Annotated in this window: 18 protein-coding genes and 1 tRNA gene; 7 read left to right on the forward strand and 12 right to left on the reverse strand. The window is 60.3% G+C overall.

Annotated features, from left to right (window positions below; translation table 11 throughout):
• Both KDL09_RS06225 and KDL09_RS06230 read right to left on the reverse strand, forming a co-directional pair.
• The coding region (locus tag KDL09_RS06225) for a helix-turn-helix transcriptional regulator (protein WP_294382783.1) at positions 1-235 on the reverse strand (235 nt) is incomplete at its 3' end.
• A gap of 130 nt (positions 236-365) precedes the next feature.
• Positions 366-1,037 carry a hypothetical protein gene (locus KDL09_RS06230; RefSeq protein WP_294382785.1) on the reverse strand — a complete coding sequence of 224 codons (672 nt, stop codon included), beginning with the start codon at positions 1,035-1,037 and terminating at the stop codon, positions 366-368.
• A 38-nt stretch (positions 1,038-1,075) separates the two neighbouring features.
• Between KDL09_RS06230 and KDL09_RS06235 the strand changes: the two genes are divergently transcribed.
• Complete coding sequence (locus KDL09_RS06235; RefSeq protein WP_294382786.1) at positions 1,076-1,870, forward strand: HNH endonuclease; 795 nt, start codon at positions 1,076-1,078, stop codon at positions 1,868-1,870.
• Between the two features lie 28 nt (positions 1,871-1,898).
• Here the strand turns inward: KDL09_RS06235 and KDL09_RS06240 are convergent, their stop codons facing one another.
• The 3 genes from KDL09_RS06240 to KDL09_RS06250 are packed head-to-tail and all read right to left on the reverse strand — an operon-like array spanning position 1,899 to position 4,032.
• Positions 1,899-2,786 carry an NgoMIV family type II restriction endonuclease gene (locus KDL09_RS06240; protein ID WP_294382787.1) on the reverse strand — a complete coding sequence of 296 codons (888 nt, stop codon included), beginning with the start codon at positions 2,784-2,786 and terminating at the stop codon, positions 1,899-1,901.
• Entirely contained in the window at positions 2,783-3,808 is a 1,026-nt protein-coding gene (dcm, locus tag KDL09_RS06245; RefSeq protein WP_294382789.1) for a DNA (cytosine-5-)-methyltransferase, read from the reverse strand. Before dcm ends, KDL09_RS06240 begins: the two co-directional genes overlap by 4 nt.
• Positions 3,805-4,032 carry a helix-turn-helix transcriptional regulator gene (locus tag KDL09_RS06250; protein WP_294382792.1) on the reverse strand — a complete coding sequence of 76 codons (228 nt, stop codon included), beginning with the start codon at positions 4,030-4,032 and terminating at the stop codon, positions 3,805-3,807. The genes dcm and KDL09_RS06250 overlap by 4 nt, the downstream gene beginning before the upstream one ends.
• A 138-nt stretch (positions 4,033-4,170) precedes the next feature.
• Between KDL09_RS06250 and KDL09_RS06255 the strand changes: the two genes are divergently transcribed.
• The 3 genes from KDL09_RS06255 to KDL09_RS06265 all read left to right on the forward strand — a co-directional run bounded on the left by KDL09_RS06255 (position 4,171) and on the right by KDL09_RS06265 (position 5,389).
• A complete protein-coding gene (locus tag KDL09_RS06255) occupies positions 4,171-4,329 on the forward strand; it encodes a hypothetical protein (RefSeq protein WP_294382793.1) in 159 nt (52 codons plus the stop codon).
• A 417-nt stretch (positions 4,330-4,746) separates the two neighbouring features.
• A complete protein-coding gene (locus tag KDL09_RS06260; RefSeq protein WP_294382795.1) occupies positions 4,747-5,055 on the forward strand; it encodes a nucleotidyltransferase family protein in 309 nt (102 codons plus the stop codon).
• Positions 5,042-5,389 (forward strand): DUF86 domain-containing protein, encoded by a 348-nt coding sequence (locus tag KDL09_RS06265; RefSeq protein WP_294382797.1) that lies wholly within the window; start codon positions 5,042-5,044, stop codon positions 5,387-5,389. Before KDL09_RS06260 ends, KDL09_RS06265 begins: the two co-directional genes overlap by 14 nt.
• Positions 5,390-5,755: 366 nt before the next feature.
• Here KDL09_RS06265 and KDL09_RS06270 read toward each other — a convergent pair whose 3' ends face one another.
• Both KDL09_RS06270 and KDL09_RS06275 read right to left on the reverse strand, forming a co-directional pair.
• Positions 5,756-6,226, reverse strand: coding sequence for a cytochrome c oxidase assembly factor Coa1 family protein (locus tag KDL09_RS06270; protein ID WP_294382800.1), 471 nt, complete (start codon positions 6,224-6,226; stop codon positions 5,756-5,758).
• A gap of 97 nt (positions 6,227-6,323) precedes the next feature.
• Entirely contained in the window at positions 6,324-8,390 is a 2,067-nt protein-coding gene (locus KDL09_RS06275) for a prolyl oligopeptidase family serine peptidase (RefSeq protein ID WP_294382802.1), read from the reverse strand.
• Positions 8,391-8,559: 169 nt separating this feature from the next.
• Between KDL09_RS06275 and KDL09_RS06280 the strand changes: the two genes are divergently transcribed.
• Positions 8,560-8,715, forward strand: a complete 156-nt coding sequence (locus tag KDL09_RS06280; RefSeq protein ID WP_294382804.1) for a hypothetical protein — start codon at positions 8,560-8,562, stop codon at positions 8,713-8,715.
• 1,302 nt (positions 8,716-10,017) lie between these two features.
• Positions 10,018-10,587 (forward strand): elongation factor P, encoded by a 570-nt coding sequence (locus KDL09_RS06285; RefSeq protein ID WP_294382805.1) that lies wholly within the window; start codon positions 10,018-10,020, stop codon positions 10,585-10,587.
• Positions 10,588-10,692: 105 nt separating this feature from the next.
• On the opposite strand, the gene KDL09_RS06290 is transcribed toward KDL09_RS06285, so the two are convergent.
• From KDL09_RS06290 to KDL09_RS06310, 5 genes are all read right to left on the reverse strand, one after another.
• Entirely contained in the window at positions 10,693-11,250 is a 558-nt protein-coding gene (locus KDL09_RS06290; protein WP_294382808.1) for a hypothetical protein, read from the reverse strand.
• 85 nt (positions 11,251-11,335) lie between these two features.
• Positions 11,336-13,099, reverse strand: a complete 1,764-nt coding sequence (locus tag KDL09_RS06295) for an ABC transporter ATP-binding protein (protein WP_294382810.1) — start codon at positions 13,097-13,099, stop codon at positions 11,336-11,338.
• 35 nt (positions 13,100-13,134) lie between these two features.
• The gene (locus KDL09_RS06300) at positions 13,135-14,433 is read right to left on the reverse strand and encodes a class I SAM-dependent methyltransferase (protein ID WP_294382811.1); all 1,299 of its coding nucleotides are present in this window, start codon (positions 14,431-14,433) and stop codon (positions 13,135-13,137) included.
• Positions 14,434-14,473: 40 nt separating this feature from the next.
• On the reverse strand, positions 14,474-15,418 hold the full coding sequence (locus tag KDL09_RS06305) for a GDP-L-fucose synthase (protein ID WP_294382814.1): 945 nt from the start codon (positions 15,416-15,418) through the stop codon (positions 14,474-14,476).
• A gap of 77 nt (positions 15,419-15,495) precedes the next feature.
• A tRNA-Glu gene (locus tag KDL09_RS06310) sits at positions 15,496-15,570 on the reverse strand.
• Between the two features lie 1,586 nt (positions 15,571-17,156).
• On the opposite strand from KDL09_RS06310, the gene KDL09_RS06315 reads away from it, so the two are divergent.
• A complete protein-coding gene (locus KDL09_RS06315) occupies positions 17,157-18,923 on the forward strand; it encodes a hypothetical protein (RefSeq protein WP_294382816.1) in 1,767 nt (588 codons plus the stop codon).
• Positions 18,924-18,961 lie beyond the last annotated feature (38 nt).

The raw sequence follows: 18,961 nt of genomic DNA on the forward strand, positions 1-18,961 counted from the left end.
CCACCACGACCACCGCCAGCGGCTTGTTCAGCGCCTTGGACAGGCGCTCCACCGTGTCCAGCGTCGGGTAGCGCTGCTGGGTCTCGATGAAGTGCAGGCCCATGGGCGAGATGCCCGCCGCCCTCGCAGCCTCCTCCTGGGAGAGCTTGAGTTCCTCACGGCGCCTGCGCAGGGTCTTGCCAATCCGGCTGGTCACCGGCATTGGCCCGTCGTCGGGGAGATGATTGGATCCCATGCTTAGAATCATGCCATAACCGGCTAGGGTTTGGGAACCAAACAATTGTATAAATTTGCTTATCCCCATCCACCGAACCGGCAAAATGAACGGGAATAATTCATAAAATAACCTGCCCGAAGCTGGTGCCTCACTCGTCCAAGCGGGCATGAGCAGGAATCAGCATCGGTCTTTCCGGGAACGCAACCCCCGGCGCGAGATTGGATGCCAAAGACCTGACCTCCGCGTAAGTGGCCGAATCGCGGATGTGTTCCAGCAGTCCATCGGCATCGATGCCATACAAGGCGAGCACGGGCGGCTCATAATCCGCGTCATGCGGATCATCGCCATAGCACATCGGCTCCATGTCCTCCTCTCCTTGAAGCCTGCGCACTGTCTGAATACGCCACCGAACGAAGGATGAACCCTGCACCGGATTCGCTGCCGTCAGATCCAACGGCAGCTTGAACCCATCGCGATACCACAGCGGCAAATTCATGCCCATCGCCACCACGAGACAATCCATCGCGTCAAACGTGATCAGACCGTCCATGTTAACGTGCGCCAGACATGCGTCGCCAAACTTAGCCTCCAGCAGGTAGGGCCAAACATGATCCAAAGCTTCAAAAGCCACATTCTCGCAGGCCCAGTTCTCAAAAAGTGTCGCGATTCGCATCACCTTTCGCCAGAATTGATCTCCACCGTGGAAGACCTCGCTAAGGTTGATGCCATGACGCTCCGCATTCTGCTCGCAGGCATCACGCAAAGACACAGCGCATGCAAAGACAGCGGCGGGATCGGGTTGATCGATTTCAAAACTCATGACTTCCCACGAACGAATGGGCGTTCTAGTTTCCTGGCATGGCCGCACGAAAAAACTGGACCCGTCACGAGCTGCTCATCGTGTTGAATGTTTATCACAAGCTGCGGTTCGGACAGATGCACAAAGGCAATCCGACCATCATCAAGCTGGCCGAGAAACTGGAGCGAACGGCGAGCAGCGTGGCGATGAAGTTTTGTAATCTGGCCGCGCTTGACCCGGCCCTGAAGCTTCGTGGCATCAAAGGTCTGTCGGGAGCCAGCAGGCTCGATGAAGACATGTGGAACGAGTTTCATGCCAATCTTGAGGAAGCAGTTCCATCAAGCGAGGAAGCCCTGCGCAAGCTGATGAAGGCGGGACCGGAGTCTGAAATCGAAGTGCTTCCCAAGCAGGGCATCCGCATCACCAAACCGCCGCCCTCCGGCCCCACCACGACCACGGGCTCGGTCAACATCCGGCTCGGTCAGGACTATTTCCGCAACGCGGTCCTGAACAACTTTGGCGGACACTGCGGCGTCACTTCGCTGAGCATTCGCGAACTTCTCATCGCATCTCACATCCTTCCTTGGAGCACCCATGCCAGTGAGCGACTGAATGTGCGCAACGGCCTCTGCCTCTCGCGCCTTCATGATGCGGCATTTGACCGTTATCTGATCTCGTTCGATGACAATCTGCGCCTGCTTCTATCGAAACGGCTTCGCGATGAGATGTCGCAGCGAGCCGTGAAGGAAAACTTCGCCGCGTATCAAGGCCAGGTTTTGGACCTGCCGGACGACTCGGTCCTGCCTGACCTCGCATTCATCGCAGCACATCGGGCGAAGTTTTTGAAGCAGTGAGCAGCCTGCCTGCAATCTTCAAGACAGCTCATATTGCCAAATCTAACGGCAAGTCTGAAATATCCCGAAGACGCTTGCCAGCGATCAGCATTTCCAAGTCTTGATCCTGTTCACTCCGGCGACCTTCCATGCTTTCACTGACAGCCTCCCGAAGCTCAGGCAATGCGATATGATACACACAGTCTAGATCGCTTGTCCCTTGCGCTATTGACGCAATACGTTTGGGCATTGGCTCGGCAGTGATCGCCACAATATGTGGAACGTGGCCATTGCGGTTCCGAATCAAATTGAGAGCCTCTGTTCTGGCATTTTGAGCGCGGTCACTTCGAATAGTCCATTTACAGGATATACTTGCATGCAGAAACTTGCCTGGCGCAGACGAGACATTGCTTTTCCTCAGCGGACTCAGAAGCGACACTTGGTCATCCACAATCGCTCCCGGCTGATTAATCACAGAATCAGGCTCAGCATGCCGAACAACAACGACATCTGGTTCAATGAAATATTCGCCACCGAGGACTGCACGGAGATCAGGGTCTGTCTTTGTCTTCTCTGCCAACCTTAACAAATGGTTATATTGCTGGAAGTTTGAAATGCGCACCAGCGAGCGCTCGGAGCCATGCAAAACATCCCAACTTCCAGGACGCAAATGTCCCAATGCCAGGAATGTGGTCCGCAAAAAGTCTGCAACGGCTATCTCAAAACCTTTCCCCGCTGATTGTCCGCTGTTCTTCTCCGCCGTCAGAGCTTTTCCAAGTCTTGCGATAAGAGAACTCGCAATACTTTTCGAAATCGCGCTTCCCCGATCTGCGATGCTGGGCACGCCGTCTTTGTCCACACTCAAATCTGCCTGCAAAAGGGAAGCAAGAAACTGAGCACGGGCCGCCTGGATGATTGATTTCTGGGTTGTGGTCATTTGGCCGCTTTCATTCGTTTGTGTTTATATGCCTTCGGCTTCTCCAAAAGCCGCATTTGATCCGCTGAATCCCAAGTTACCGGCTTTTCACCTTTCAGAGCGGCACGAATCGCCAGCCCAAAAGCCTGAGCAACCTTCGGCGGAAATGCATTGCCGATCTGCCTATAGGCAGCCGTCTTTCCTCCAAAGAACTCCCAGTAGTCAGGGAAGCTTTGAATCCGGGCTGCCATACGTAGCGTGAGCTTGGGTATGAAGTCCTTAGGGGCATCCGCCGGTGGAGCACTGTTCGCTATCCCCATTCCGTCAACTCCCAGCGTCCTCCACTGGGCCTTGGCTCTCGTGGGCCCAAGGTCGGGGCCGCCATGCAGACGCGATCCTCCCACCAGTGTGGGAGCAATTACATTGGCTCGTTTGGCCCAGGCTTTAGCGCCTTTCCAGCCTTCAGCTCCCATGAGATCAACCAAAGTTTCACCAACTGATTTGGCGTCCAATGTTGGGATCGGCCATGCAAACCGGTTCCAGTCAGCGATTGCCATGCCGATAATGATGAAACGTGGTCGAAGCTGCGGAACCCCATAATCGGCTGATTGGATCAATCGGCCTTCGGGCTCATAACCAAGCTCTCTGATTTTTTGAAACAGATCATCGCGATATTCGGCAAACTTCGCCGCAGCGAGACCGGGCACATTTTCGAACATGATCGCCCGAGGTTTTGCGCTCGCTATGATCTCAAGCGCAGCAGGAAACATATCACGCTCGTCATTTGATCCGAGTTGCTTGCCTGCAACACTAAATGGAGGACACGGAACTCCCGCCGTGATCAAATCAACTCCACGGTAAGCTCCGCCGCTGAACTCCCTGATGTCCTTATGATGGACTTTCCACTCGGGCCGATTTCCACGCAGTGTCCCACAAAACTTCTCTTCGTATTCCACGACCGCTGCATGATCAAAGCCCGCCATCTCAAAGCCAAGCGCCTGACCACCACCGCCTGCACAAAGCTCTAGAACGGAAAGATTCACGCCTTCACCCCCTGGAAGAGGCTGCCTGAATCGGTTCCCAGCGCCTTGGCGATCCGAACGATGCTCAGCAGACTCGGATTCCGAACGCCACGCTCAATGCCACTGATGTAGGTGGAATCGAGGTCCGCCTTGTCGGCGAGCGCTTCTTGGGAAAGGCCTTTTTCGGCGCGTTGTTTTCGGACGTTTTGCCCGAACTGATCGAGGGCACGGTGGCGGGAGGACATGCCAGCCACCTTGGACGATGAGTCTAGGGACGATGAGTCAAGTCAGGCCCTGCGCCCGCCGCGCTTCTGAAAAACGCGTCTTAAACAATGGAAGGAAAAAATGGTGACAGCGGAAAAGGCGGTGCGGAGATTTGATACATGATCTTCGCCGCCCTGCCTGCCCATGCTGACCCGTTCAAGCTGATCATTGATTCCGTGATCCAACATCCTGCCGTCGCCAGCGTGGTCGGCCTGGCGCTGTTGGTGAACATTCTGGTCTGGGTGTTCAAGAAGCCGAATGCGCGCCGGCGGCGCTGAGCGCGATTTTAACCATCCCAAGCGAGGAGACAAACGCGCCTGCGTTTCCCACTTCGGCAGCGCAGGAGCGTTGCCCTCCCCTCTTTGAGCGCTGCTGCGAGAGCGAACTCATGCGCAAGCGTGCCCGCCGGGCCCCGCGCAAGAGCCCATTCGCGAACGACGTGAAAAAAATCAGGGCTCACGCAGGATGAAGGGACGGGATCCACCGGCGCCTCACGGCGCAGGCTGCGGGGGAGCCTTGAGATCGATGGCGGCCTGACCGGGGATCTGCACCTCGAGCACGGAGCGTGGCTAGGCAAGGAACGCGGGCACATCACCCGTCAAGAGAAGGACGATGCTAAACCGCGCACGATGCCGCTGGAGGGGCTTGCCAAGGCGGTCGTTGCACAGCAGCGGTCCAGACGTTAATCTAAGTTCATGCCGATGGTCACTCCGCAAACTCAGTCTGTGCTCGGCTCCTTGCGCGCCCTGCTGCCGGGGCTGCGCCAGGAGTTTCCGCTGCATGGCATGGCCTTGTTCGGCTCCACCGCGCGCGGGGAGGCCGGGCCGCAGAGTGATGTGGACATCCTGGTGGATGTGGACGGCAGCATCGGCCTGGAGTTTGTGACGCTGGCGGAGCGGCTGGAGGCGGCCCTGGGCCGGAAGGTGGACCTGGTCTCCCGCCGCGCGCTGAAACCCGCGCTCAAGCAGATCATCGAGCAGGAGGCGATCGATGTCGAAGCGTGACACGAGCCTGCTGATCGCGGACATGCTGGAGTCCATCTCCCGCATCCAGCGCTATGTGGCGGGGATGGATTACGACGCCTTCCTGGCGGATGAGCGCACCTGTGACGCGGTGGTGCGCAATGTGGAGATCATCGGCGAGGCATCCAAGCAGGTGCCGGAGGACTTCAAGCAGGCACATGCGGCGCTGCCCTGGCAGCAGATGGCCGGGATGCGCAACCGCATCGTGCATGACTACACCGGGGTGGACCTGGCGATCGTGTGGGATGTGACGCAGAATGCGCTGCCGAAGCTGCAAGCGCAGCTCGAAGTGCTGGTGAAACCGGGCGCCGCCTGAGACTCCCTGCCGCAGTTTTTTGACAGGCGTGGTAAGTTTCAGGCATGAGCTACCACATCCTCCACGTCTTCCAGCACGGCGCGTTGCCGGGCAAGGAACGCGGGCACATCATCTGCCAGGGGAAGGAATGATTCTTGATGCTTCGCTGCCTTCGGTTGTCTCCTGTGAACCAGGACGGGAAACGGGGGCGGTTTGCCACTGGCTGACCAATCGTCCTCGTTCTCCTGCTCGTCCTCAACAGGGCGTGCGGAGTGTGACGCGGAGGTTTCCGTGGGCTTCCGGGTGTTCCGCAGGCGAACTGGCGGCGGAGTTTGACTATCGAACAAGGAACCTCGCGGGTTTAAGGGGCCGGGATTCACCGGCGCCTCACGGCGCGGGCTGCGGGGGAGCCTTGAGATCGATGGCGGCCTGGCCGGGGATCTGCACCTCGAGCACGGAGTATTGCCAGGGCTCGCCGGTCTTTTTGTCGGCCTTGGCCACGAGGGTGCCTTCGCCTTTGGGACCCGAGAGCGGCACGTTGAACTCGGCGGTGCCCGCGCCGTTCTTGTAGTTCACCGATCCCTGAAACATCCAGCCGGCCTCGACGGGCGTGCCGAGCGCCGACTGCACCTGCGGTGAGTTCTGCGCCTGCTTGTAGGCTTCCTTATAAACGTCCGTGCTCTTGATCGTGCCCATCACCATCCAGAAGAATCCGGCAAAGCAAAGCACGCCGAGGATCGTCAGCGACAGACAGCCGCCGCAGCCGATGAGCACCCACTGGCCCGCGCTGCGCTTCGGCGGGGATGCAGGAGGAGGCGGAGGAATCACGGCATTGGGAATGGGAGGGGGAGTGTCCATGATCGTGGCGGGGTGATGACCCGCCCATTCAACCACACGACGGCCCCCGGGTCGAGCCTCTTGTGCGGGGCTGCCCCCTGCGCCCCGCACCCGCATCTCAGGGCTTCTTCACCTGCCAGTGGTCGTCAAAGAAGTCCGCGGCGACCACCTTGCCCGCCGTTTCGGCGCTCGGCGGCTGCGTGATGTCCAGGATCGCCCAGTCGGGCAGCTTGGGATTCTGCAGCGAGTTCGTGCGGTCATGCGCCTCGCGGAAGGTGAGGCCGGAATTGATCACGGCTTCAAAACCCATCGACTTCAGGCAGGGATAGGTCAGCAGCGGCACGTGCGTCTTCGCATCAAATGACTGCGCACCGATGCCCACCTTCGCCGCGCTCCATTCCACCGGCAGCGATTTGACCAGCTGCCTGATGCAGGAGTTCGACTCCGGCGTGCCCCAGAGGATGAGGCTCTGCGTCTTGCCGGCTTCAAACACATCGGCGATGTCCGACGCCTGCACCACGCGTGCGTCGCCACGCATCAGCCCCCGCCAGCGCTGAAGGAAATGCGCGGACTCGGCCTTCACCCAGGCGTCCACCGCCGGGGAGGACGACTCGCCATCCGGCAGCACGACGACGAAGCGCTTCAGAAAGCTCGCATCCATCGGTCCGGGATGCGCGCCCGCCTTGCCGCCCTCGGGGCCTTCATGCTGAAACGGCACCGCATTGCCAAAGTCACGCCACGCGCCGTTCTCCTTGATGAGACGGCAGAAGGCGTTCGCCACCTTCGGCCCCGGGCTCATGAAGGTCTCGAACTTCGGCGCCTCCGGTCCCGCCGTGAGCTGCAGCTCGGTGCCGTCGATGATCAGCTTCAGCTTGTCGCCGCCCTTTCGCGCCTGCGGCGGCGGGTAAAACACGATGCGCGTCACGTTGCTCGTCTTCATCTCGATGGTGCCGCCGTCCACGACCCGCGCGTCGATCCGCGCGTCCTTCCAGCTCTCCTCCATGCCGTGCAGATTCACCCACTTCATGCGCCCGTAGAAAGGCGTCTTCGTCTGCACGTGCACCTCGTCGGGAAACAGCTCGCGTCCTTTCGCGACGGCCTTCTCGATCCATGCCTGCACCTCCTTGATGACCTCCGGATGATACTTGTGCCCCATGCCGGGACCGATGAGATGCGGCGGCTTGATTCCTTCCTTCGCCAGCACCTCCATCATGTACTCCGCGCTGTCGCGCTGGGCGTCGATCTCGCCGCTGTAGCTGATGAGCGGCACGTTCATGAAATTGCGCGCGTAATCCGGCACGTCATACACGCCCCACAGCGTCTGCTCATACCACACGGGATACTTGTCCGGCGTGAGCTTCTGATAGCGCTTCACATCGGCAAAGCCCGCGCCCGTGTGCACGCAGGCCCACTGGTCCGCATAGTGCGCGCCGAGATGCCACGCCCCTGCCCCGCCCATGCTGAAACCCGCCAGCGCCACGCGGTTGGTGTCCACGTTGAAGCGCTTCGTCGCGTCATCCCGGCACTCGAACACATCCGTCTCCCCCGCGCTTTTCCAGCCGTTGCAGTAACGCCCAAAGGGATGAATCACGATCGTGCCCGCCGGCTGAAACTGCCCCGGCTTCTTCGCCATCAGCTTGCCATACACAAAGCTCAGGTCCGTGCTCGTGTCCCCGCGGCCGTGCAGCCAGATCCACATCGGCACCGGCTTCTTCCCCGCGCCAAACTCCAAACCTTCCGGAATCTCCACGCCATAGGGCTGCGGCGAGTCGTCGATCTTCGAGTAAAAGCCCAGCACCTTCGGCCCGCTGCCGTTCATCCACGACGTCTCGTTCTTCTTGAGCGATGCGATGCGCTTCTTCGCCTCATCGAGCAGCGCGGTGGCCTTCTTCACGCCGTCCTCGGGCTTCTTGTCATACCACTCGTCAAACTCCAGCGCGTAACGCACCGCCTTGATGAAGATGTCCGCGTCCGCCGCGCGCGGGTGCTTCTTCACTGACGCAAACGCCTTCGTCACCGCCGCCAGTTCCTTGGCGATCCCCGCCTCCTGTTCGGCCGACAGCGCCGCCGTCGGTTTCGGTGGCAGGCTGCCTTTAAAAGAGGCCGTGGCACCGTTCGGGCTGAGCTGGGCCTGGGCGGGAAGGACTGTCGCGGCGAGGAGGGATAGAAGGAGGGAACGTCTCATGTTGGGAAGCAACTAAACGCACCCATTCGCCCCTTTTCGCCGCCCATCTGCGCCCACCCCGAATCGGGAGGTACGAAGACATCCAGCATGACGCCTCCCCACCTTCAAAAGGCCTGTCTGAACGCCGGGCCCGCTGGCGCTGTCTCAACGGAGATCCCGTTCCTCCCCCATGAATCCCAGCGACACCCCCACCCCGCCCACCCCACGTGAGAAAGAAGTCTGGCGCCTCTCCGCCAACGGCAAGTCTCCTGAAATCATCGCCATCCGGCTCGGCATGAAGCTCTCCAAAGTGCTCCTCATCCTCGCCATGCTGCCCAAGCCCTGAGCGCCGGATCCCAATCTCCAGGCCTTGGAGTCTCCCCGTCTCCGGCTCCACGTTCCCTCAGCGCCCCGTCACCGCGCCGCCATTCGCCGTGAGCATCAGTTCCCGGTCGCCGACCGGCGTCCAGCGGAGTCGTAGAACAGCACTCCGTCCGCACTCTGACCGGCCCAAGGCACCCGACCAGTCAGGCTTCAGGCCTCAGAAAGGATCGCTCCAAGCGTTACAAACTCATCATCTTTTCAAGCCGCAGGCGCTCCACTCCGTCAGCGCCGATGCCCCGAGGTCCCTGCTCCTAGATTCACCCGACCTGCCCGGCACGCGCCACTCGAAAGCACTTATTCAAGCGTTACATTTAGACGGCAAGCAACCTCGGTGAACAAGTCTTTCGCTCCTTCTCCTCCCCACTCCAGGTGTCTCCAGCACTCCATCGGCTCGGCTGAATCTAATTCAAAAAGGCCCCTTCCATCTCCTGCCGATCTCAGGGTCACACCAGCCTCATTGTTGAATCATGCCAATGCTTTGTTTACCCAATCTTTTTCTCTGTCCTTCAAAACTTTAACACCATTTATACACACTCATTAAAGCCGCCCTTTGGCAACGGTCGAAACTCGTTATTGCCCTGTTTAAAGCAGTGTATTTAATCACTTTAAACCGTTACATTTAATCCAACCTCAAACGGCCATCACGCCAATGGCGGGGAGCGAACGACGGGGAACAAGTCCTGGAAGCAGCCGCCGCGACACAAAGTGAGGCCGCCGTGCCGCACCGGGGTTGAGTTGCGTCCGCTCCACCTCGGCAATACTGAGATTGCGTTACTTAATGCCTCCACTTGGGGGGCCCGCACTTCCCTCTCGGCTCACTCAGGACGGCTGCGCAGACCCAGGCGGGCAGAGAGCTCCGACGGAGTTGTTCACAGCCCTAGATCGACAGCCTCCGGCCGCCCCCTGCTCCGAGCGAATCTCCCCCGACATCCTTCCGAACCCGCTAGAGCCGGTACGACACAACACCTGCCATCCGAAGGCGGCGCCCTGATGAGACGGGGCGGCTGGCGCTCCCCGTTGCCATTCCACGCCACCCCCTCCAGACCGGCTGAAGCCGGAACAACACAACGCCTGAGGCCGGCCCCGGACTGCGCCCGGCCACGGCTTCCGGTCGTCTCACCGCTCCTCGATTCCTCTTCACCTGAATGCCTGCGCGGTCGAGAACGCCCCAGAGGACGGAAACGAGGACTCCCCCGAAGCCCCCGGCCCGGCTGTGAACCGGGGCTTGCAAAGCGCTGCAAACTCGCCAAGGAAGCACGCTCTTATGCCAGCCACCCCCGTCATCAATCTCCGCAAAGGCCACGCCGTCCGCTACAACAACGACGTGTGCGTCGTCACCGACACCGAACTCAAGACGCCGCCGCGCATGGCCTCGTTCGTCCAGATGTCCGTCCGCAGCATCACCATCGGCAAGATGTACAACCTGCGCATGACCTCCAACGAGTCGCTCGAGTCCGTGAACCTCGTGCGCGACAGCCATGAATTCAGCTACAAGGATGGCGACGGCTACCACTTCATCCACCCTGAGACATTTGAAGACGTGCTCATCGGCGAGGACAAGCTGGATGCCAAGACCCGCGGCTACCTCATCGAAGGCCAGAAGTACCTCGTGGTGTTCGCCGACGACGTCGTCGCCGGCATCGAACTGCCCGCGAACATCATCATGACGATCACCGACAGCCCTGCGGGCGTGAAGGGTGACTCCGCCAACAACGTGTACAAGGAAGCCACGACGGAATCCGGCATGCGCGTGCAGGTCCCCCTCTTCATCGGCCCCGGTGACAAGATCAGTATCAAGACCGAAGACGGCACCTACCTCGGCCGCGCGAACTGAGTTCTGCGATCGAATTGATTCAAACAAGGCGCCTGATCGTGAAAGCGGTCAGGCGTTTTTGTTGGGGCTCGTCAAATCCAGCGGCAAGACGCAATCGTGCCCGGCTCATTCGGGCTTGAGCTTGCCATCGATTTTGTCCCTACTGCCGCCAATGTACCCCTCGCCTTTGTCGAGGAACTTGAAGAACCAGGTCTCGACGACGCCAGAATCGTTTTTCTGACCGCTTACTTCGACCATGTCGGGGCCGACGATCCTCCAGACGATGGCCTTTTTGTCCGATCCCAGTTGTCGAGTGCCCGATCCGCCCTTTTTGAACTCGAACGACGTCCCAAGAGAAGTGCGCCACGACTTGCCGACGAAGAGCTTCTCCAAAGGGGGCTTGCCCGGCTGGATGGGCGAGCCCGAGGTATCCTTGATCGCCCTGCCGGTGAGCCTCTCAATCTCTTCCTTCACTTCAATGGCCTCGGCCAACTGACCGGCCTTTGTGCGCTGCTCGAGCAGCTTCAACAGCTCCTTTTCATACGTGGCATTGATCGGGGCCAATGCACGAGCGGAGGCATCTTGGTAGGACTGCTTCAAGCGCTCAAGATCCGCATCAGCAGCACGGGCGGCCGTACCAACAATGAAAAGTGCCGCGATCCAAAGAGCGAGTCTGTTGTTCATATCCGTTGGATTACCACGCGGGCAGTCTTCGCGACAAGGGAAAACTGTCGCGATAACCTGCCAGAAGGCTCCGCTCTCAAAGAGCTCAGGATGGTCCCTCGCCTTGGTCGAACGCGAGAGCGGTAAGTTCGCGGTAGTAGGCGGAGGACTGGAGAAGTTCGGCGTGGGTGCCGTGGACGAGGACGCGGCCCAGATGGAGCACGTAGATGACATCGGCCTCAACGATGGTGCTGAGGCGATGGGCAATGACGAGGCTGGTGCGGTTGGCGCGGAGCCGGACGAGTGCCGTTTGAATGAGATGCTCGGACTTCACATCCACGGATGACGTGGCTTCATCGAGCAGCAGAATCGGTGCGTCTTTGAGGAACGCGCGGGCAAGGGCGAGGCGCTGGCGCTCGCCGCCGCTGAGGAGGACGCCGCGCTCACCGACTTCGGCATCGAGGCCCTCGGGCAGACGTTTGACAAAATCTTCCGCGCAGGCGTCGCGCAGGGCGGTCCAGAGTTCATCGTCTGTGGCGGACGGTTTGCCGAGGAGGAGATTGTCGCGCACGGTTCCGGCGAAGAGGAAGGACTCCTGCGTGACGTAGGCAAGAGACATGCGCAGGGAGCGCTTGCTGAGGTCGGTCAATGCAACGCCGTCGAGCGTGATAGAGCCGCTCTGCGGATCGTAGAAGCGGGTGAGGAGCTGGAAGAGCGTGCTCTTGCCCGAGCCGGTGGCACCGACAATCGCGACGGTTTGATGACGCTTCGCGGTGAGCGAGATCTCGTGCAGCACGGGCTTGTCGTCGCGATAGGCAAAGGAGACGGAGCGAAACTCGATCTCGCCACGGATCTGCGCGAGCTCTCTGCCAGAATCGAGGTCCTCCTCGGTTTCGCGATCGAGGATGGCAAACACGCGCTTGGCGGCGGAGAGGCCGTTGAGAAGGGTTTGATTGACGCCGTGGAGACGGGCGATGGGTTCGTAGAGGAATCCGACGAGCAGGATGAACTGCATCAACTGGCCGGGCGTCATGTGACCGCTGACACACCACCATGAGCCGGCCATCAGCAGCAGGACGAGCCCCGCATTGCCCAGCAACGTCATGGAAGGCGCGTAGAAGGCCCAGGCGGCCATGAGACGCGTCTGCTTCTCCTTGAGGCGTTCGCTGGCGGCGAGAAATTTCCACTGCCGCATTTCCTCGGCGGTGAAGCTCTTGATTTGCCGGATGCCAGTGATGGTGTCGTGCAATGTTGCATTGAGCGCACTGGTGGCCTCGCGTGCGGCGGTGGCTCGCGGAGACACCCAGCGTGAGTAAATCCAGCCGCCGGCGGCAATGAACGGAGTGGGAATGAGAACGAGCAGCGCGAGCTTCGTGTCGGCCACAAGCATGACGATGGCGGTGATGACGATTTGCAGCAGCGCGGTGAGTCCCTGCTCGATGCCTTCGAGGATGACGCGCTGCGTGGCGGGGACGTCGTCGGCGAGCTTGGTGAGAATGTCACCGGTGCTTTGATGATCGAACCAGCGCAGCGGCAGGAGTTCGATCTTGCGATGCAACCGGCCGCGCAGATCGGTGATCATGCGCTGCTCGAAAGTGCAGTTCACCCGCGTGCGAAAGTAGAACAGTGCCTCGCGCACGGTGAACGCGAGGATGGCCAGACCTCCGGCCTGCCAGATGAGATCGGTGCGCTTCTGCGGAATGATTTCATCCATGAACCATCGCACCACGCCGGGAAAAACGAAAATGAGCGAAGTGCCGGCGACCGCGAGCGCAAACTGCCACGCGGCGATGCGCCAGTGGCCGCGTGCGAACAGGAGCAGACGACGCAGCGCGCTGCGGTTCGTCATTGGCTCGGGCTTGTCGTCCATGGCAGTGACCTAGACGAGCAAGCACGGGCGGTGATTCAACCGACGAGATGAACCTGCGGCATCGGGACGACGAACTTGCCGCCACGGGCGAGGAACTCCGTCTCGCGGGTGAGGAACTCCGGCATGAAGTGCCAGGGCAGGACAAGGTAGTAGTCCGGCTTCGCGGCGCGGGATTCCTCCTCGGAGATGATCTTGATCTGCGTGCCGATGGTGTACTTGCCCCACTTCACCGGATTGCGGTCGGCGATGGCAGGAACAAGATCAGGCGTGACGTTGCAATACTGCAGCGTGGTGCTGCCCTTCGTCGAGGCGCCATAACCGTGGACGAGCTTGCCCTCGGCCTTTGCCTTCCGGAGGAACGCTCCGAGATCGGTGCGAATGCGTTCGATGTTGTTGCGGAAGACGGCGTAGGGCGCATCGGAGTCGAGCGCCATTTCGAACTCGCGGATGCGCAGTTCCTGCACGCGTGCGGCGGCTTCGGCGCTCGGTTTGACCTGGCCGGCGTTGGCAACGACGAGTCGGAAGCTGCCGCCGTTCACGTCATTGAGATGCACGTCGATGACTTCCAGTCCGTGATCGCCGAACAGGCGCTCCAGCACGGCGAGCGAGTAATATTCCAAATGCTCGTGGCAGATGGTATCGAAGCTGTTGATGTCGAGCATCGCCGGCAGGTAGCTCTGCTCAAGAATCCAGATGCCGTCGGTGGCGAGCACGTCGGCGATGTCCTGCACAAAGGCGTGCGGATTCTCCAAGTCGTAAAACATGGAGATGCTGGTGACAACGCGGGCCTTTTCCGTGGCATGAATGCTCTTGAAGGCGCGGGCGGAGAAGAAGTCGTTCACCACTTCGAAGCCTTTGGCCCGTGCTTTGAGCGCAACGTCGGAAGGATCGATGCCGATGTGGCGGAGGCCCTGCGTCTGGTAGCTCGAGAGCAGCGTGCCGTCGTTGCAGCCGATGTCGAGCACGATGTCCTTCGCTTTGAGCTTCACCGTTTCTTCGACGAGCTGGGTGATGCCCGTGAGGTTGTCGATCATCGACTGGTTGATGCCGGACTCGTAGTAGTAACGGTGGTAGAGCACCTTCGGCGGCACGGAATGACGCATCTGCACGAGGCCGCAGGCATTTTCATCCTGGGAAGGGTCGCAGCGCACGAGATCGAGCGGGACTTTGCGTTTGATGAGCGCGCTGCCATCTTCGCTGGCGAGGACGCCGCCGATGAATTGATCTCCGAGACTGACGACGGGCGTGAGGCTGTGGGAGCCGCAGATGCGGCAGGTGTTGCGAGTGATGAGGACGGGTCGGAAGGCCTGAATTGCCATTTGCTCAATTGGCATTGAAGCAAGGACGTGTCCAGCCGGACTTCATGCCTCGTCTTCAGACGCGGGCAGTGGCTCGATTGTCCAAGAACCACCGGTAGGTGCTGGCCACGCCTTCGCGGAAATCGGTCTTCGCCTTCCAGCCGAGTTTTTCCATGCGGCTGATGTCGAGCAGACGGCGCGGATTGCCGTCGGGCTGCGTTGTGTCCCACTCGATTTCGCCCTCGTAACCGATGATTTCACGAATGATCTTCGCGGCTTCGCGAATGCTGATCTCCCAGCCGCAGCCGATGTTGATGATGTCCGCGCTGCTGTAGTTCTCGAGGAGGAAAGCGCAGGCCGAGGCGAGGTCGTCCACAAAGAGGAATTCGCGCTTGGGACTGCCGCTGCCCCAGAGGGTGACGCTCGGAGCGTTTTGCAGCTTCGCCTCGTGGAAACGACGAATCAACGAGGGCAGGACGTGCGAATGCTCGGGGTCGAAGTTGTCGAAGGGACCGTAGAGATTGGCGGGCATGCCACAGATGTAATCGCGACCATGCTGATGACGATAGCCCTGACAGAGTTTGATGCCTGCGATCTTGGCAACCCCGTAGGGTTCGTTGGTGCTTTCCATCGGGCCAGTGAGCAAACTGTCTTCACGGATGGGCATCTCGACGACCTTGGGATAGATGCAGGTGCTGCCCAAGAAGAGAAGTTTCTTCGTGTCGTAGCGGTGCGCGGCGGACAGGACGCTGTTTTGGATCTGCAAATTGTTGAGGAGGAAATCCACCGGGTGCGTGTAGCTGGCCTTGATGCCGCCGACCGTTGCCGCGGCGAGGATCACCTGGTCCGGCTTTTCTGCTGCAAAGAACGCGTCCGTCGCATGCTGGTCGCGCAAATCGAGTTCCGCCCGTGTGCGTGTGACGATCTGCCATTCCGGCCTGCTCGCGTAGTGGCGCAGCAATGCGCGCCCGACGAGACCTTGATGACCTGTGATGAAAAGTTTGCCGCCTGATGAGGACATGATGCTCGTTTAGCGGGCGACTTTGCCGGTGTCCAGCGGAGCTTCTTTTTTGCATCTGGTCGCACTCAAAAAAGAAGTGGCGACCCCTACGAGAATCGAACTCGTGTCGCATCCGTGAAAGGGATGTGTCCTAACCGCTAGACGAAGGGGTCTTGTGCTCGGGTTGAGCGGGCGGGGATAGTGCTTTCAATGTGTGATTCCGCAAGAGAAAATTCATGCTGTTTGAAATTCATTTGTCGAGAAGCCTTGTGATGAGTGTCCACGATCGGCTTGATGCAGAAATTTTCGCGCAGAAATCACCGCGGGTGACAAGGCATGGCCTCAGTGCTGCTGAGCAAGCATTTAGAAGAATGAAAACCCGTGAAAAAATCTTGAACTATCGGGCTTCAATATTTAACATCGGTTAATTAATGCAGATGTCGGAGTATTTGTTTATAAAAACTAGATTTTTCACACAGGCCTGCTACTTTGCTGAGTCGGGCCGCTTCATCCTCCGATGAGTTTTTCGTTCCGAAGTTTGTTCCAACGTGGCCCCGGTTCTGATGAACCAGGGCCAGGCACACCGCAACACTTCGCGAGGGCACATCCTCAGGGCATGGCTGGCACGTCCTCCAACAGTCTCCCGCCCATGCAAGCCTCTCCCACATTGCAGCCTTCGTCTGGTCCCTCCCCTTTTCAAATCGGGGGCAACCCGTTGTTCAAAATCGCAGGCAATGAATCAACCAGCGCACCGCCGATCAATTCAGCCATGGGAATGTCCCCGTTCAGCGTCGCTGGAGCAACGCCCACGAACGCCCCTCTCACGGTGGGGGATGTGATCAATCAACTGCCACCCGAAGTAGTTCGCGCCGGAGCCCTGCCTGCGGAGCAGCCCCTGTCCCTGCCTCCCGCCCTGCTGGAAAACGCCCTGCGCAGCGGTCAGGCGGCGCTGCCGGTGTTTGAGTTGTATCGTGTCTGTCCGGCGCTTTTCCAGGTGCCCATTTCCCCCCAGGATCCACGTCTGGTGGCGCTGCCAGCGACAAAACTTCCGGGACTGATTGCGCAGGCACGAGAGGGACAGTCTTCTGCTCCTGCTCCCGAAGCCCCCAGTTCCGCACCCTCCCCTTTCGCAATCTCTCAAAATGCAAAGCCGGCCGCCCCACCTGCCGCCTCGCCATTCCAGATGGCCCAGCCTGCGGCAGAATCGACCGCCCCTCCTGCGCAGGCGTTCCCCATGAGTCCCTTTGCAGCCGCATCGCCCAGTTTTAGCTCTCCGGAGTCACCAGTGCCTGCTCCCTCTCCATTTTCCATCCAATCGGCTCCCCCGGAAGCTCCTGCTGCCAGCCCATTTTCCATGGCGCAGCCTCCGCAGCAATCAGCCGCTCCGCCGCCCCCGCCGCCCCCGCCCGCATCGCCCTTCTCCTTGGGAGCGGGCGCCGATGGCTCACCGTTTGGCATCTCACAAAAGCCCACGTCCCCGGCTTCGCCACCTCCAACGGCATCCCCCTTCTCTCCAGCGACATTAGAAAGTCCGTCGCCATTTGCCGCGCCCGCGCCAGCCGCCCCAGTTCCGCCGCAGGAATCCATCTCGAGTTTGTTCACCCCCAAGTCGCAAGAACGAGCTCCAACTCCGACGGACATGCGCGAAGGCGCACCAGCCATGCCGTTTGGGTCACCCTTCGTGGCCGCAATGCAGGAGTCAGCCGCCCCGTCTGCACCCACGCCCGCATCTGGGTTCGCAGCCCCTCAGCAGCCTCCCATGCCCATCTCGTCGCCGCCTGTGGCTCAGGGCAGTGCATCATCGGCGTCAGGCATGGCAAAGTTGGGCTTTGCTGCGGTACTGAATGGCTACAGCATTGAAGAGCTTGGCTTCAACCCGGGAACGCTGCCGGCATGGATCACTACGAGTGTTCCTGCGAGTGTCTTGAACGAACAGATTGCTTCTGGCAGCATCGTTCTGGAACTCGGCGCGCTGATTGACGGCGTGTCCGACATCGGCTTCCGCAACACGCTCTCCAGCGCAAAACGCGACTTCCGAGTGAAGCTCCCGCAGAATGAAGTCTTTCATTCGCTCACTAACATGTCGGCGACACCCGCCGCACAGACTCCTTTGGGAAGCCCCCCCCCTGCCGACTCGACCCCGCGTCAGGTCGCACCGCAGAACAACGCTTTCGTCATTCAACCTGGAGCCGCTGCAGGTCAGGTCAGCAGGCTGGAACCATCTCCTGCGGCCATCTTCACCGCACCCGCAGCGCCGACCAGCGTTCCTTCGCCCCCCCCCCCCCAACCGCCGCAAAGCCCGCTCTCGGTATTCGCTTCTCCCGCCATCGCGAAGGCGGAGCCTCCGGCACAGGCCGCTACTTCCTCTCCGCTGGCACCACTGTCTGGCATCGCGTTGAATCCGTTTGCTCAAATGCAGCCGGCTGAAGCTCCGTCGCCTGCGCCTGCATTTGTTTCTGCAACGCCGACGGAGGCACCATCGCCATTCGCGTTCACGCCTCCGTCTGCCATCGAACCGCCAAGGCCGCAGCCATCGCCAGTGACGCAGTCTCTATTCTCCGCTGCGGGGCAGCCTGCCACGCCGCAGTCTGCGCCAATGCAACCGATCGCAGGAGCGTTTCAACCCTTTGGAGCACAACCTCCGGCCGGTGTCGGCCAGCCTTCATCTCCGTTGGCACCAACCTCGAAGCCCTTTGATCCGTTTGCCTCGTCGTCCACGGATTCGCAGCAGCAGCAAAGAGCTCCAATGGAAGCCGGCCTCAGCAGCGCCCAGCTGCTGGGACAGACCCCGTCTCAGCCATCCACCTCCTTCCCACAGGCTCCTGAGATCAAGCCATTCGCGAGCGCGCCGCCTCCCGCTGAACGTCCGCTGTTTCAGCCCACGCCGTCGTTTGCTCCCGCTCTGGAGGAAATCCCTTCGTTTGCACCTCCTTCCCCTGCCAACAAGCCGGCCACTCGCAGCCTGTTCGGTGCACAGACTCCCGTTGCCCCTGCTTTTGCCGAGCCGGCACCGCAGCCCAAGCCTGAACCAAGGCAAGTTGCACCAGCCCCTGCGCCAGCGTCCCAGGCTGCGCCTCCGGTGAAAATGGCGGCCGTGAAGCATTCCTTCCTTGGCCTGGCTCCGCTCGATACTCAGACCGATCAGCTCCTGCTGCGTGCGCTGCTTGGCACTGAAGAAAACCTAACCGCTCCTCGTGTCGCAGAGCTTCTGGCCCTGCAGCCAGGTCTCAGCGCCTGTGTCTGCCTGCATGGCTCTCATGTGCTCAGCCATGCCAATTCATCCAAACCGGACGCCACAGAATTCCAGCGCCAGGCACCCGACATCGCCCGCCAGTTGCGCGGACTCGCCCCGTTGATCGGCATCGACGGCGCCGAAACGTTCACACTCAACGCCGGCGGCCGTCTGCTCACCTTCTGCTTTCCTGGAGAAACCATCGTCGGGGTCTTGCACGACGAAGAGCCCTCCAACGGTCTGCGTGACAAGATCACCCTCATCTCCCGCGAACTCGCCCGGATGCTCGGATGAAGCATGCCTCGGCATGGTTCGTTCGTCAGTCGTCAACC

It is taken from the genome of Prosthecobacter sp. (assembly GCF_020439865.1).
Classification (GTDB): Bacteria; Verrucomicrobiota; Verrucomicrobiia; order Verrucomicrobiales; family Verrucomicrobiaceae; genus Prosthecobacter.